The sequence below is a fragment of the Agrobacterium sp. 22-221-1 genome (assembly GCF_053522445.1).
The window spans coordinates 100,599-113,895 of sequence record NZ_JBNWCL010000003.1 but is presented as its reverse complement, the minus strand read 5'-3'; the positions used below and the strand labels follow the sequence as shown (position 1 = coordinate 113,895).

Below are 13,297 nucleotides of genomic sequence, written 5' to 3'. Positions count from 1 at the left end.
CTTTTTTTGAATATCAGACACTTCATCGAAAAAAGACGGGCACATCCTCCCAAATGCGCCCGTCCGTTCTTTATGGCTTAAAAGCTGCCTTTGCCCGGGAACCAGTTCGTTCCCGCCAGCGGAACCTGCGCCATGGCGGCAGCCTCCATCGTCAGCGCCACCAGATCTTCCGGCTCCAGATTATGGAGATGGTTCTTGCCGCAGGCGCGCGCGATGGTCTGCGCTTCGAGCGTCATGACCTTCAGATAGTTGGCAAGCCGACGACCGGCGGCGACGGGATCGAGGCGCGCGGCAAGCTCCGGGTCCTGCGTGGTGATGCCGGCGGGGTCTTTGCCCTCGTGCCAGTCATCGTAAGCGCCTGCCGTGGTGCCGAGTTTCTGGTATTCGTCTTCCCACTTGGGATCGTTGTCGCCGAGCGCCACCAGCGCCGCTGTGCCGATGGCGACCGCATCCGCACCCAGCGCCAGCGCCTTGGCGACATCCGCACCCGAACGGATGCCGCCGGAGACGATGAGCTGCACCTTGCGGTGCATGCCGAGATCCTGAAGCGCCTGCACGGCGGGGCGAATGCAGGCGAGCGTGGGCATGCCGACATTTTCGATGAAGACATCCTGCGTGGCCGCTGTGCCGCCCTGCATGCCGTCAAGCACCACCACATCCGCACCGGCCTTCACCGCCAGCGCCGTGTCGTAATAGGGCCGCGCGCCGCCAACCTTGATATAGATCGGCTTTTCCCAGTCGGTAATTTCACGCAGTTCGAGGATCTTGATTTCGAGATCGTCCGGGCCGGTCCAATCAGGATGACGGCAGGCGGAGCGCTGGTCGATGCCCTTCGGCAGGTTGCGCATGTTGGCGACGCGATCGGAAATCTTCTGGCCGAGCAACATGCCGCCACCGCCCGGCTTCGCGCCCTGGCCGACGACGACCTCGATGGCATCCGCACGGCGCAGATCCTTTGGGTTCATGCCGTAACGGGAGGGCAGATACTGGTAAACCAGCGTCTGGCTGTGGCCGCGCTCCTCATCCGTCATGCCGCCATCGCCCGTCGTGGTGGAAGTGCCGGCGATTGTCGCACCACGGCCGAGCGCTTCCTTGGCGTTGCCTGAGAGAGCGCCGAAGCTCATGCCGGCAATGGTGATCGGCGTTTTCAGCGTGATCGGCTTCTTGGCAAAGCGCGTGCCGAGCGTAACTGTCGTATCGCATTTCTCGCGATAACCCTCGAGCGGATAACGCGAGATGGACGCGCCGAGAAACAGGAGATCGTCGAAATGCGGTACCTTGCGCTTCGTGCCCGCACCGCGAATATCATAGATGCCGGTCGCAGCCGCGCGGCGGATTTCCGCCAGCGTGTGATCATCGAAGGTTGCGGATTTGCGCGGCGGGGTGAAGGGGTTGTGATAGCTCATCGGAATGTCCCTCGCCTCAATACGCGTCGGCGTTGTCGATGTTGAAATTGTAGAGCGTGCGGGCCGAACCGTAGCGCTTGAACTCGTCAGGGCTGACATCCGTGACGCCGGCCTTGTCGAGAAGTTCGGCAAGCTTTTCGAGATGTTCGGGCCGCATCTCCTTCTCGATGCAATCGGCACCCAGGCTTTTTACCGAACCGCGCACGAAAAGCTTCGCCTCATAAAGGGAATCGCCAAGCGCATCGCCCGCATCGCCGCAGACGACGAGATGGCCGGACTGGCCCATGAAGGCCGACATGTGGCCGATATTGCCCTTCACGACGATATCGATGCCCTTCATGGAAATGCCGCAGCGGGATGCGGCATTGCCCTTGATGACCAGAAGCCCGCCGCGGCCGGTGGCGCCGGCATATTGCGAGGCGTCGCCCTCGATGACGACGGTGCCGGACATCATGTTCTCAGCGACACCCGGCCCGGCCGAGCCGTGCACGGTGACGTTGCCGCCATCATTCATGCCGGCGCAATAATAACCGACCGAACCGTGCACATCGACGGTGACGGGGCTGTCGATGCCGACCGCCACGGCATGGTGACCGCGCGGATTGACGACTTCGAATTCGGTGTCGTTCGCGCCCGAGGAAAGACCGTGGAGCGCCTTGTTGAGTTCACGCAGCGGCGTGTGGGAGAGATCGAAAACTGGCATGGATTATGACTTTCAAAACAGGCGCCGATGACGGGTCTCAGGCGGCCTTTTCATGGTCCCAGAAATAGACGGTCGCCGGCTCCGGCTCCCAGACGCGTGCATTTTCAATGCCGGGCAGATTGACCAGCGCGCGATACTCAGAGCCGAAAGCGACATATTGGTCGGTCTCGGCCATGACAGCAGGCTTGCAGGCGATGGGATCACGCACCACGCCGAAACCGGATTTGGTGCCGACGACGAAGGTGAAGAAACCATCGAGATCGTCGAGCGCGCCGGTCAGCGCCTCGCCCAGATCCTTGCCCTTGGCCATTTCCGCGGTGAGATAGGCGGCAGCGACTTCCGAGTCGTTCTGGGTCTCGAAGACCATGCCTTCACGCACCAGTTCGCGGCGCAGATTATTGTGGTTGGAAAGCGAGCCATTATGCACCAGGCACTGGTCTGCGCCGGTGGAGAAAGGATGCGCGCCAAGCGTCGTCACCGCCGATTCCGTCGCCATGCGGGTGTGGCCGATGCCATGCGTGCCCGCCATGGAGCGCACGTCAAAACGGGTGACGACATCCTTCGGAAGACCGGTTTCCTTGTAGATTTCGACGCTGTCGCCGGAACCCATCACGCGCACATTCGGGCGGATTGCGGAAAGAACCGGACGGATACCATCCAGTTTTTCGGCGGGAATATCGAGAACAGCATGAGTGCTTTTTATCGTGACCGCGGCATCGACGCCGCTTTCCTTCAGCGCTGCGGCGAGGCCGGAAAAATCGGCGGCCGGATTGGCCGACTGGATCGTCACTTTCGCGCGGCCATCGGCAGCGCTTCCGTAGATCGCGATGCCGGCCGAATCCGGGCCACGATCGGTCATGGTGATGAGCATGTCCGAAAGCAGCGCACCCAGCTGCGGTTCAAGGCTTTTGTCTTTCAGGAATAGTCCAACAATGCCGCACATCGACAGGCACCTCCATTCGTTTCTGAATGAAGGGCTAACATATGGAATTCCATTCCGTCAACTATCAGGAATATTTTTTTCTTCTAAGGCAAATTATCAATCGTTGCCCAGCCGCCTCTGCGGATAGGAAATGATCGACAGATAACGGGCGGGAAGCTTCACCAATTCCTCAGGCCCGTGCGGCGCATCGGCGTCGAAAAACAGGCTGTCGCCGGCCTGCATGGTGAAAAGCTGCTCGCCATGGCGGTAAACCACCTCGCCTTCCAGCATGTAGAGAAACTCCATTCCCTCATGCTGGAAGGTCGGGAACACGTCCGAATCCTTGGTCAGCGTGATGAGATAGGGCTCGACGGTGACGCCGCTGGTATTGTTGTCGATATGGCCGAGCAGGCTGTATTGATGACCGGCGCGAGTGCCCCTGCGCTCAATATTCACGCCCTGCCCCGCCTTGACGAAGGTGGCGCTGCGCGGTTCCTCGAAACCGCGAAAGAAGGCCGTGATCGGCACGCCCAGCGCCTTTGAAAGCGTCTGCAGCGTGGTGAGCGACGGCGAGATATTGCCGTTTTCGATCTTGGAGAGCATGCCCACGGAAACGCCGGTGGCCGATGCAAGATCGGTGACCGTGATGCCGAGTTTCTTGCGATAGGCGCGCACCTCATGGCCAATCGCCATTTCCAGATTATTGACCCTTGGCTCGCGGATGGCATGGGGATCCTGCGACAGGAACTGCGCAGTTTCGGTCTTGGTGGTATCCTTCGCCATGGGGTCCTCCGGCATTATCGTGTTTTCCCTTCCTTACAGGAAAACTATTTTAATTCAGAGGAAATCTTTGCCGCATTGTATTTGGGGTATGGCCGAACCGGGCCTTGAAGTTTCCCGAAAAATGCCCGGCGCTCGAGAAGCCGGTGGCGAAGGCCACTTCGGCAATGGAGAGCGGGCTTTGCTCCAGCAGCCGCCGGGCGTGATCGAGGCGGATCGCGCGGTATGTTTCCAGAAACGTCGTTTTCAGATGGGTTGCGAAAAGCCGGTCGAGGTGACGCGCGCTGGTTCCCGCCAGTTTCGCCATGGTCTGCCGGTCGAGCGGGCTTTCAATGGTCGTTTCCATTTTTTCCAGCACGGTCAGTAGGGCCGGATGGTTGGTGCCATGGCGCTCGGCGGCGGAACCCCTTTGCGGCGCACCGGGTTCGGCCACGGCCGTGTGCAGATACCAGTCGCTGACACGCCGCGCGAAATGAGCGCCCATTCTCTGCGAAATCATCGCGTGCATCATGTCGAGGGGCGCGACGCCGCCGGCGCATGTGATGCGGTCTCCATCGAAAACGAACCGCGCCTGCCGGGGCGTGAGGTGGCCGAAGGCCTCTTTCAGCACCGGCGCATGCTCCCAGTGAATGGTGAAATCCCGGTTTTCCAGTAATCCCGCCGCCGCCAGCACATAAGCGCCGCTGGAAATGCCTCCGATCCGGACACCCTGCCGCGCCAGCCGCCTTAACGTGCCGTAGGAATTTTCCGCAACGGTCCAGTCCTGCGGCCCACCCCCCGCGCAGACGAAGATCGTGTGGCATCTCTCGCCTGCGGTGGCGAGTGCCTCGCAGCCGACAATGATGCCGGAGGAACTTCTGACGGCCTCGCCATCGAAAGAAAGCGGAACCACATCGTAAAGATCGGTTCCGGCGATCAGATTGGCGGCCCGCAACGGCTCCGCCGCCGAGGCGTAAGACATCAGCGCGAAATTCGGAACCAGGATGAAACCAACGCGCTGGACATTCTTTTGCTCAATGATCGTCATGTCTCTTTTTTAAATCATTATGTCCTTTATTTGCAATTACCTTTCGAACGACGCCGGTAAGCTTGCGCGATATCGTTCGAGGTACGCAGATGCGCTATTCCGCCTTTTCCATTTTCAAGAACGGCCTTTTCGGCAACAAGGCGTGGAAACCCGCCTGGCGGGAGGTGTCTCCGAAACCGCATTATGACGTCATCATCGTTGGCGGCGGTGGGCATGGCCTGGCGACGGCCTATTATCTTGCGAAAGAATTTGGCGTCACCAATGTCGCGGTGCTGGAAAAGAATTATATCGGCTCCGGCAATGTCGGTCGCAACACCACGATCATTCGCTCCAATTATCTGCTGCCGGATAACAATCCTTTCTACGAGCTTTCGATGAAGCTGTGGGAAGGGCTGGAGCAGGATTTCAATTTCAACGCCATGGTTTCCCAGCGCGGCGTGCTGAACCTCTATCATTCGGATGCGCAGCGCGACGCCTATACAAGGCGCGGCAACGCGATGCGGCTGCACGGCGTCGACGCCGAATTGCTGGACCGCACCGCAGTCAAGGCGATGCTGCCGTTTCTCGATTTCGACAATGCCCGCTTTCCGGTGCAGGGCGGCCTGCTGCAAAGACGCGGCGGCACCGTGCGTCACGATGCCGTCGCCTGGGGTTATGCGCGCGGCGCAGACAGCCGCGGCGTCGATATCATTCAGGGCTGCGAGGTAACCGGCATTCGCCGCGAAAACGGCAGGGTCGTGGGTGTGGAGACCGCCAAGGGCTTCATCGGCTGCGGCAAGCTGGCGCTGGCGGCAGCCGGCAATTCCTCGCAAGTGGCCGCCATGGCCGGACTGAAACTGCCGATCGAAAGCCATGTGCTGCAGGCTTTCGTGTCTGAAGGGCTGAAGCCCTTTATCGATGGCGTCGTCACCTTCGGGGCCGGCCATTTTTACGTTTCGCAATCGGACAAGGGCGGCCTCGTCTTCGGCGGCGATATAGACGGCTACAATTCCTATGCCCAGCGCGGCAATCTGGCGACGGTCGAACATGTCGCGGAGGCAGGCAAGGCGATGATACCGGCCCTCTCCCGCGTCCGGGTGCTACGCTCCTGGGGCGGCATCATGGATATGTCGATGGATGGTTCGCCGATCATCGACCAGACCCCGATCGGCAATCTCTACCTGAATGCCGGCTGGTGTTATGGCGGCTTCAAGGCGACGCCCGCCTCCGGCTTCTGCTTCGCCCATCTTCTGGCGCGCGGCGCACCGCAGGAAACGGCAACGGCCTTCCGGCTGGACCGCTTCCGGCGCGGTTATCTCATCGATGAAAAGGGCCAGGGCGCCCAGCCCAACCTTCACTAAATCTGTAGCGGGATGACGAAAACCGCTCGCACTTTTCGCCATCCCGCTATCTGGCGGATCAAGGACATCTGAAATGGCAAGTCTCGTGCCCTGCCCGCATTGCGGGCCAAGACCCAGGGAAGAATTCACCATCAAGGGCGCAGCCCTTCAAAGGCCCGCCGCCGATGCCGGCGCGGAGGAATGGTTCGATTATGTCTATCTGCGCGACAATCCGCGCGGCGCCTATGAGGAATATTGGCACCACACATCCGGCTGCCGCCGCTGGCTGGTCGTCGCCCGCGATACCGCCACCCATGAGATATCCGCCTGCCGCGACGCCGCCGACAAGACGAAAGTGACAAACGCATGAGTGCCAACCGCCTGAAGACCGGCGGTCTGATCGACCGTTCCAAACCGCTTTCCTTCACCTTCGACGGCAAGCCGATGTCAGGCTTTCAGGGCGACAGCCTCGCTTCCGCCCTGCTCGCCAACGGCCAGAAACTCGTCGGTCGCAGTTTCAAATACCATCGCCCGCGCGGCATATTGACGGCGGGTGCAGCCGAGCCGAATGCGCTGATGACCATCGGCCGCGGCGGACGCACGGAGCCGAACACCCGCGCCACCATGCAGGAGCTTTATGCCGGGCTGGAAGCCAGCAGCCAGAACCGCTGGCCCTCTCTCGATTTCGATATCGGCGCCTTGACCGGCCTTCTGTCTCCCTTCCTCGGCGCAGGGTTCTACTACAAGACCTTCATGTGGCCTGCCGCCTTCTGGGAAAAGGTCTACGAGCCCTTCATCCGCAAAGCCGCCGGCCTCGGTAAAGCAAGCTACGAGGCGGATCCGGATACATATGACAAATGCTGGGCGCATTGCGACCTGCTGGTGATCGGCTCCGGCGCGGCGGGTCTGGCCGCAGCGCTAGCCGCAGGACGCGCCGGCGCGCGCGTCATCATTCTCGATGAACATTCCCTCGCAGGCGGCGGGCTACTTTCCGAAACGGTAGCCATCGGCGACAAGAGCGCACCGGATTTCGCGGCACAATGCGTTGCCGAGCTCGAAACCCTGCCGAATGTGACGGTGCTGACGCGGACCACGGCTTTCGGCTGGTATGACGGCAATGTCTTCGGTGCGGTGGAGCGGGTGCAAAAACATCTGCCCGATCCGAAAGCCCATGTGCCCGTGGAGCGCCTGTGGCGCATCGTCGCCAAGCGGGCGCTGCTCGCCACCGGCGCGGAAGAACGGCCGCTGGTCTTCGGCGGCAACGATGTTCCCGGCGTGATGATGGCCGGCGCCATGCGCAGCTATCTCAACCGCTATGCCGTCAGCCCCGGTACGGCGACGGCAATTTTCACCACCAATGACAGCGGTTATGCGCTTGCCCGCGATCTCGAGGCGCAGGGTGTCGCTCTGGCCGCCATCATCGACAGCCGTGAGCAGGGCAATCCGGGCTACGAAGGCAAGGCGCGCGTCATCAAGGGTGGCGTCGTCTCCAATGCCAAGGGTGGCAAGGCGCTTTCGGCCATCGAGGTTTATGCGAATGGCCGCACGGAGAAGCTGAATGTCGATGCGCTGGCCATGTCGGGCGGCTTCAGCCCCATCATCCATCTCGCCTGCCATCGCGGCGGCAAGCCGGTCTGGTCGGAAGACGATGCCGCTTTCCTGGCGCCCGGCAATCTCAAGGGGCTGGAACTCGCCGGCGCGGTTTCCGCAATAAACGGTATCGCCGCCTGCCTTGAGGATGGCGCGCGGAAGGGCGCAGCGCTGGCACAAGAGCTCGGTTTTGCATCAGCTGCACCGACATTCGGCACGGTGGAAAACGATATCGTAGCCCCGCCCGCAAAACCGCTCTGGTCCATCCCTGGCATCAAGGCGAAAGCCTTTGTCGATTACCAAAACGACGTTCACCGCAAGGATCTCGGCCTCGCCATCCGTGAAGGTTATGGCCATGTCGAACTCGCCAAACGCTACACCACGAATGGCATGGCGACGGATCAGGGCAAGCTTTCGAATGTCAATGCCATCGGGCTGCTGGCCGAAGCGCGCGGTATCTCCCCGGCGGATGTCGGCACCACGACGTTCCGACCGTTTTATACGCCCGTCTCCTTCGGTGCACTGACCGGTGCCTATCACGGTCAGCATTTCCAGCCGGTGCGCAAATCGCCACTGCATGGCTGGGCCGAGAAAAACGGGGCCGTGTTCGTCGAAACCGGTCTCTGGTATCGCTCCTCCTGGTTTCCTCGCAAAGGCGAAAGCGGCTGGCGGGAAAGCGTCGACCGTGAGGTTCTGAATGTGCGCAAGAATGCCGGGCTCTGCGATGTATCGATGCTCGGCAAGATCGAAATCTGTGGCAGGGACGCCACCGAATTCCTGAACCGGGTTTATTGCAACGCTTTCCTGAAATTGCCGGTCGGCAAGGCACGATATGGCCTGATGCTGCGTGAGGACGGCATGATCTATGACGACGGCACCACCAGCCGGCTGGAGGAAAACCGCTTCTTCATGACGACCACCACCGCCTATGCGGCGGGCGTCATGAACCATCTGGAATTCTGCGCGCAGGCGCTCTGGCCTGATCTCGACGTGCGGCTTGCCTCCGTCACCGACCAGTGGGCGCAGATGGCGATTGCCGGGCCGAAGGCACGCGCCATTCTCCAGAGGATCGTCGATGAAGATATTTCCGACGAGGCCTTTCCCTTCCTTGCAGCCCGGGAAGTCTCCCTGTTTGGCGGGCAGCTGCATGGACGCCTGTTCCGGATTTCCTTCTCCGGCGAACTGGCCTACGAGCTTGCCGTCCCGGCCGGTTACGGCGAGAGCGTCGCCGTAGCCCTGATGGAAGCCGGCGAGCCGGAGAATATCATGCCCTATGGCGTCGAGGCGCTTGGCGTGCTGCGCATCGAAAAGGGCCATGTCACCCACAATGAAATCAACGGCACGGTGGTGCCCGCCGATCTCGGCTTCGGCAAAATGGTCTCCGCCACGAAGGCCGATTTCATTGGCCGACGGATGCTGGAGCGCGAGGGGCTTTCCGACGCCGACCGCCCGAGCCTCGTAGGCCTCGTGCCGCTTGATCCAAAACAGTCCTTCCGCACCGGCTCGCATATTCTTGCGAAGGATGCCGCAGCAACGCTGGAGAACGATCAGGGTTATGTGACCTCCAGCGCCTTCTCACCGCATCTGGGTTCGACCATCGGTCTCGCCCTGGTCAAGAATGGCCCTGCGCGGCATGGCGAGGAAATCATGGTCTGGAACGGCCTGCGCAACGAATTTACCCAAGCCCGCCTTTGCAACCCGGTTTTTGTCGATCCTCAAAACGAGAAACTCCATGTCTGATTTCAAGTCTGACGTCCGGCCAACGCTCCGCCCGGTGCTGGGCGCGAAGCGAGCGATTGCCTCCACCGCCATCAAGCTCTCTCCCTTGCCGGAAGGCGCGATCATCCACGTTCTGGCCGCACCCGGCGCAGCGGATCTGGAAGCCCGCCTTCGCGACCTTGCCAAAGGCGATATACGCGCGGTCTCACCGGGCCAATGGTTCATCGTCGGTGAACACCCTTTGTCTCACGCTGATATGAAGGTGCTTCTTGCTGCGCTCGAACCTCTGGCAACGGGTGTCGACCAGAGCCAGGGACGCGTTCGCATCCGCATCGAAGGCAAGATGGCCGAGCGGGTTCTGGCCAAAGGCACGGCGGTCGAACTGTCTCTCGCAGCCTTCCCGGTGGGACATTCCGCCGCGACGCTGATCGGCCACATCGCCGCCCACCTCACCCGCGTCGACGCACAAGTCTTCGAAGTCATCGTGCTGCGCGGTTTTGCCGAAAGCCTGTGGGACGATCTTGCCCGGATGAGCCTCGAATTCCAGTGATCGTGTCGGTCAGGTCCAGATGCTTTCGGGCGTCAGGATTTCGAAGGGCACGATCCGCTGCTCAACGGAAGACGAATCTCCGTTCTCGATGCGCCGTAACATCACGTCGATCAACTGCTGCGGCATTCTGTCGAGGGGAAGCGGCAGCGAGGCGGTAATCAGCCCTTCGTTGAGGCCTTTTCGTGTTTCCGGCCCGATATCGTTACAGATGATTTTTATGTCGCGCTGTCGCTCGGCAGGCAGTTCCCTGAGCGCGCGCAGAACACCCGATATGCCGCCGCCATTGACATAAATCCCCCGGAGCCCCGGTTCGGCAGCAATCATATCCCGCACGATGACATAGGCATTTTCCGGCTCCTCATGGGTCAGCAGCGTTTCCGCGACCTGAAGTTCAGGTGTGTTCTCGCGCATATAGGAGCGGAAGCTGGCGTCCGAAACATCCTGGCACTGATACCGATTGCTGCCGATCAGCGGCACGACCACGCCCTCACCCTTTACCGTCTGGCTGAGGAACCATGCCGCCGTGCGGCCGCGTTTCCAGCTGTCGGTGCCGACAAAGCCCGCCCGGCTTGCCGCCGATAGATCGGATACGTAAGTCACCACCGGAACGCCCCTGCCCCGCAGCTCGTCGATCGCCTGGCTGACGAGCGGATGATCGGCCGTCACCACCGCGATTGCGCCGCAGGATTGTCCCATCTTCAAGAGATTGGCGGATACGGCCTCCGGTGAAAGATCGTCCTCGAAAACGACATCCGGCTCAATGATGCTATCCGGCCGCTGGCGTGCGGCGGCAACGATCCCTTCCGCCCAAAGCCGGTAAAGCGGCCGGTGGGATTGCTGCAACAGAAAGCCGAGCCGGTGATGAGGCATGGCCTCGCGGCGACGGTCCTTGATGGTGCCGAGACCATAAAAACCGATCTCCTCCGCCGCCTTGAGTATCTGGTCGATCGTATCCTGGCGCACGGCGGTCGAGCCGTGCAGCAGCCGGTTGACCGTGGAGATGCTGACGCCGGCGGCTTTCGCAAGATCGGTAATGGTCGGTCGGTTCATGACGCCTCACAATCGTATCATCCATGAATGACATGAAATGATATTAAATGCAACATTAAATGAAATATAAATTCCATTCCCGTGAAAATGAAAGATATAAATCACCCTGTCATTAGGACCCGTCGGGAGAATGGGCAGGGAGGAAGCAATGGCATTTTTCAGGAAATTTCTCGCAACGGGCGCTGTGTCGCTCGTGATGGCATCCGGCGCGTTCGCGGCCAATATCGCCGTTGTCGGCGGCAAGAACGACGATGCGTTCTGGAACCTCATCAAAAAGGGTGTCGATGACGCACGCCTCGTGGTCGAGGCGAATGGCGGCAAGGTCAATTACCTGCGTTTGCAGACCTATGACAATTTCGCGCCCGATGTGGTGCAGCTGATCCAGACCGCCATCAGCCAGAAGGTCGATGGTCTCGTCATTCCGAACTGGGTTCCGGAAGGCGAAGACCCGGCGATCCGGGAAGCCATCAATGCCGGTATCAAAGTCATTCTCATGAATGCCGGTGGGCACGAAAAGGCCAAGGAACTCGGCGCGATCAATTATGTCGGCTCCGACGAATATATTGCCGGCGTCGCCGGCGGCGAATATTTCGCGAAACAGGGCAAAAAGAACGTCATCTGCGTGAACACCGTTCCGGGCGCCGCCAATCAGGAGGCGCGCTGCAAGGGCGTCATCGACGGCATCACCAAGGCCGGCGGCGCTGGCAAGCAACTGCCGCTTCCCGCCACCAGTTTCGGCGACGCCACCGCCGTCGCCGAGGCGATCAAGGCGACGTTGCTACAGGACAGCAAGATCGACGGCGTCCTGACCATTTCGGCGGGCGATGCGGATTCCGCCGCCATCGGCATCATGCAGGCGAGCAAGACCGAAACCGCCCTGCTTGGCACTTTCGATCTCAACCAGTCCGGCCTCGACCGGATCAAGGACGGGACGCAGGGTTTCGCAATCGACCAGCAGCCCTACCTGCAATCATTGCTGGCGGTAACGCTTCTGGCCTCGGCCATCGATTTCGGAACCGATCTGCCGACCGCCCCGCTGCTGACGGGACCGAACATCGTCGACAAATCCAACATCCAGACCACGCTTGCCGGCGTCGCCAAGGGAGCGCGCTGAGCGGTTATCCATACCCGCCTCCGATCCCCGGCGAAACCGGGGATCGGGGTTTGACGGGCAGAGGATATCCCCTCGGCACTTAGGGCCAATATTGGAGTGAACGACGTGAAAAATCTCTCTTTGGGCGACCTTCTGCGCCGCCCGGAATCAGGCGCCTTTCTCGGCCTTGCTTTCGTTCTTGCCTTCTTCGTCATCTTCGGCAGCATCGATTTCCTGAAACCCGCCGGCGCCGCAAGCTGGCTGAATGTCGCCGCCAATCTCGGCATCGTCGCCATTCCCGTCGGGCTGCTGATGATTTCCGGCGAGCTCGATATTTCCATCGGCGCGATGATCCCGGCCGGCGCTCTGACGGTCGCCATTATCTCCGGTTATTACGGCATGCCGATCTGGCTCGGCATCGTCGGCGCACTTTGCCTTGGGTTGCTTGTCGGGCTGATCAACGGCTTTCTAGTGATACGGACCGTGGTGCCCTCATTGATCGTCACGCTCGGCACGCTGTTTGCGGTGCAGGGGCTGATCCTCGGCTTTTCCGTGCTCTTGACCGGCACGACCAGCGTAGCGCTGAGCCCTGCCCAATCCGGCCCCATCGCCAAATTCCTGTTCGGACAGTTCATCGGCGGCAGTTTTCAGGTCAGCATCGTCTGGTGGCTGCTGCTGACAGCAATCTATATCTTCTATGTCCATTATTCGCCCTTCGGAAACTGGATTTTCGCCATGGGCGGCGACCGGGTGAGTGCCCGCAATGCCGGCATTCCCACCGACAAACTGACGGTGACGCTTTTCGTCCTTTCCTCCGTCAGCGCCTCCTTCGTCGGTGTCTGTCAGGCAATCCTGTTCAATGTCGCCCAGGTTTCGGCCGGCATGACCTTCATCTTCAACTCCATCATCGCGGTTGTCGTGGGCGGGGTGCTGCTGACCGGCGGCTTCGGTTCGGTGATCGGTATTTTTCTCGGCACCATCACCTTCGCCATCGTCAATCAGGGCATTTATTTCACCGCCTTTGACCGCAACTGGTCGAGCCTCATCATCGGCGTCATGCTGCTCCTGGCCGTGCTGATGAACAACACCTTCCGCGTCATGGCGCTCACCTATTCGCCGAAGAAGAAGTGAGGCAAGA

General features: G+C 60.7%; 12 protein-coding genes. 6 read left to right on the top strand and 6 right to left on the bottom strand.

Going from position 1 to position 13,297, the window contains the following annotated elements; genetic code table 11:
• Window positions 1-77: 77 nt before the first annotated feature.
• From ACQZ5N_RS06225 to ACQZ5N_RS06205, 5 genes are all read right to left on the bottom strand, one after another.
• Window positions 78-1,406: an FMN-binding glutamate synthase family protein gene (locus ACQZ5N_RS06225; protein ID WP_078052083.1), complete on the bottom strand. Its 1,329-nt coding sequence runs from the start codon at window positions 1,404-1,406 to the stop codon at window positions 78-80.
• 16 nt (window positions 1,407-1,422) lie between these two features.
• On the bottom strand, window positions 1,423-2,109 hold the full coding sequence (locus tag ACQZ5N_RS06220) for a GltB/FmdC/FwdC-like GXGXG domain-containing protein (protein ID WP_059757800.1): 687 nt from the start codon (window positions 2,107-2,109) through the stop codon (window positions 1,423-1,425).
• A 37-nt stretch (window positions 2,110-2,146) separates the two neighbouring features.
• On the bottom strand, window positions 2,147-3,052 hold the full coding sequence (locus ACQZ5N_RS06215; protein WP_448732433.1) for a class II glutamine amidotransferase: 906 nt from the start codon (window positions 3,050-3,052) through the stop codon (window positions 2,147-2,149).
• Between the two features lie 96 nt (window positions 3,053-3,148).
• Complete coding sequence (locus tag ACQZ5N_RS06210) at window positions 3,149-3,829, bottom strand: helix-turn-helix domain-containing protein (RefSeq protein WP_020813494.1); 681 nt, start codon at window positions 3,827-3,829, stop codon at window positions 3,149-3,151.
• A 34-nt stretch (window positions 3,830-3,863) separates the two neighbouring features.
• Window positions 3,864-4,838 carry a GlxA family transcriptional regulator gene (locus ACQZ5N_RS06205; protein ID WP_448732432.1) on the bottom strand — a complete coding sequence of 325 codons (975 nt, stop codon included), beginning with the start codon at window positions 4,836-4,838 and terminating at the stop codon, window positions 3,864-3,866.
• An 89-nt stretch (window positions 4,839-4,927) separates the two neighbouring features.
• On the opposite strand from ACQZ5N_RS06205, the gene ACQZ5N_RS06200 reads away from it, so the two are divergent.
• The 4 genes from ACQZ5N_RS06200 to soxG all read left to right on the top strand — a co-directional run bounded on the left by ACQZ5N_RS06200 (window position 4,928) and on the right by soxG (window position 10,016).
• A complete protein-coding gene (locus ACQZ5N_RS06200; RefSeq protein ID WP_448732431.1) occupies window positions 4,928-6,178 on the top strand; it encodes a sarcosine oxidase subunit beta family protein in 1,251 nt (416 codons plus the stop codon).
• Between the two features lie 73 nt (window positions 6,179-6,251).
• Complete coding sequence (locus tag ACQZ5N_RS06195; protein WP_065656564.1) at window positions 6,252-6,527, top strand: sarcosine oxidase subunit delta family protein; 276 nt, start codon at window positions 6,252-6,254, stop codon at window positions 6,525-6,527.
• The gene (locus tag ACQZ5N_RS06190; RefSeq protein ID WP_448732430.1) at window positions 6,524-9,487 is read left to right on the top strand and encodes a sarcosine oxidase subunit alpha; all 2,964 of its coding nucleotides are present in this window, start codon (window positions 6,524-6,526) and stop codon (window positions 9,485-9,487) included. The genes ACQZ5N_RS06195 and ACQZ5N_RS06190 overlap by 4 nt, the downstream gene beginning before the upstream one ends.
• On the top strand, window positions 9,480-10,016 hold the full coding sequence (soxG, locus tag ACQZ5N_RS06185; protein WP_448732429.1) for a sarcosine oxidase subunit gamma family protein: 537 nt from the start codon (window positions 9,480-9,482) through the stop codon (window positions 10,014-10,016). Before ACQZ5N_RS06190 ends, soxG begins: the two co-directional genes overlap by 8 nt.
• Window positions 10,017-10,025: 9 nt before the next feature.
• On the opposite strand, the gene ACQZ5N_RS06180 is transcribed toward soxG, so the two are convergent.
• On the bottom strand, window positions 10,026-11,066 hold the full coding sequence (locus tag ACQZ5N_RS06180) for a LacI family DNA-binding transcriptional regulator (RefSeq protein ID WP_020813500.1): 1,041 nt from the start codon (window positions 11,064-11,066) through the stop codon (window positions 10,026-10,028).
• A gap of 148 nt (window positions 11,067-11,214) precedes the next feature.
• Between ACQZ5N_RS06180 and ACQZ5N_RS06175 the strand changes: the two genes are divergently transcribed.
• A complete protein-coding gene (locus tag ACQZ5N_RS06175) occupies window positions 11,215-12,180 on the top strand; it encodes a substrate-binding domain-containing protein (protein ID WP_425645922.1) in 966 nt (321 codons plus the stop codon).
• Between the two features lie 105 nt (window positions 12,181-12,285).
• Window positions 12,286-13,290, top strand: coding sequence for an ABC transporter permease (locus tag ACQZ5N_RS06170; protein WP_448732428.1), 1,005 nt, complete (start codon window positions 12,286-12,288; stop codon window positions 13,288-13,290).
• Window positions 13,291-13,297: the final 7 nt, after the last annotated feature.

Excerpts from the sequence above, each read along its gene's own strand:
- ACQZ5N_RS06225 (WP_078052083.1), bottom strand. The coding sequence starts at position 1,406 with ATGAGCTATCACAACCCCTTCACCCCGCCGCGCAAATCCGCAACCTTC.
- ACQZ5N_RS06220 (WP_059757800.1), bottom strand. The coding sequence starts at position 2,109 with ATGCCAGTTTTCGATCTCTCCCACACGCCGCTGCGTGAACTCAACAAG.
- ACQZ5N_RS06215 (WP_448732433.1), bottom strand. The coding sequence starts at position 3,052 with ATGTGCGGCATTGTTGGACTATTCCTGAAAGACAAAAGCCTTGAACCG.
- ACQZ5N_RS06210 (WP_020813494.1), bottom strand. The coding sequence starts at position 3,829 with ATGCCGGAGGACCCCATGGCGAAGGATACCACCAAGACCGAAACTGCG.
- ACQZ5N_RS06205 (WP_448732432.1), bottom strand. The coding sequence starts at position 4,838 with ATGACGATCATTGAGCAAAAGAATGTCCAGCGCGTTGGTTTCATCCTG.
- ACQZ5N_RS06200 (WP_448732431.1), top strand. The coding sequence starts at position 4,928 with ATGCGCTATTCCGCCTTTTCCATTTTCAAGAACGGCCTTTTCGGCAAC.
- ACQZ5N_RS06195 (WP_065656564.1), top strand. The coding sequence starts at position 6,252 with ATGGCAAGTCTCGTGCCCTGCCCGCATTGCGGGCCAAGACCCAGGGAA.
- ACQZ5N_RS06190 (WP_448732430.1), top strand. The coding sequence starts at position 6,524 with ATGAGTGCCAACCGCCTGAAGACCGGCGGTCTGATCGACCGTTCCAAA.
- soxG (WP_448732429.1), top strand. The coding sequence starts at position 9,480 with ATGTCTGATTTCAAGTCTGACGTCCGGCCAACGCTCCGCCCGGTGCTG.
- ACQZ5N_RS06180 (WP_020813500.1), bottom strand. The coding sequence starts at position 11,066 with ATGAACCGACCGACCATTACCGATCTTGCGAAAGCCGCCGGCGTCAGC.
- ACQZ5N_RS06175 (WP_425645922.1), top strand. The coding sequence starts at position 11,215 with ATGGCATTTTTCAGGAAATTTCTCGCAACGGGCGCTGTGTCGCTCGTG.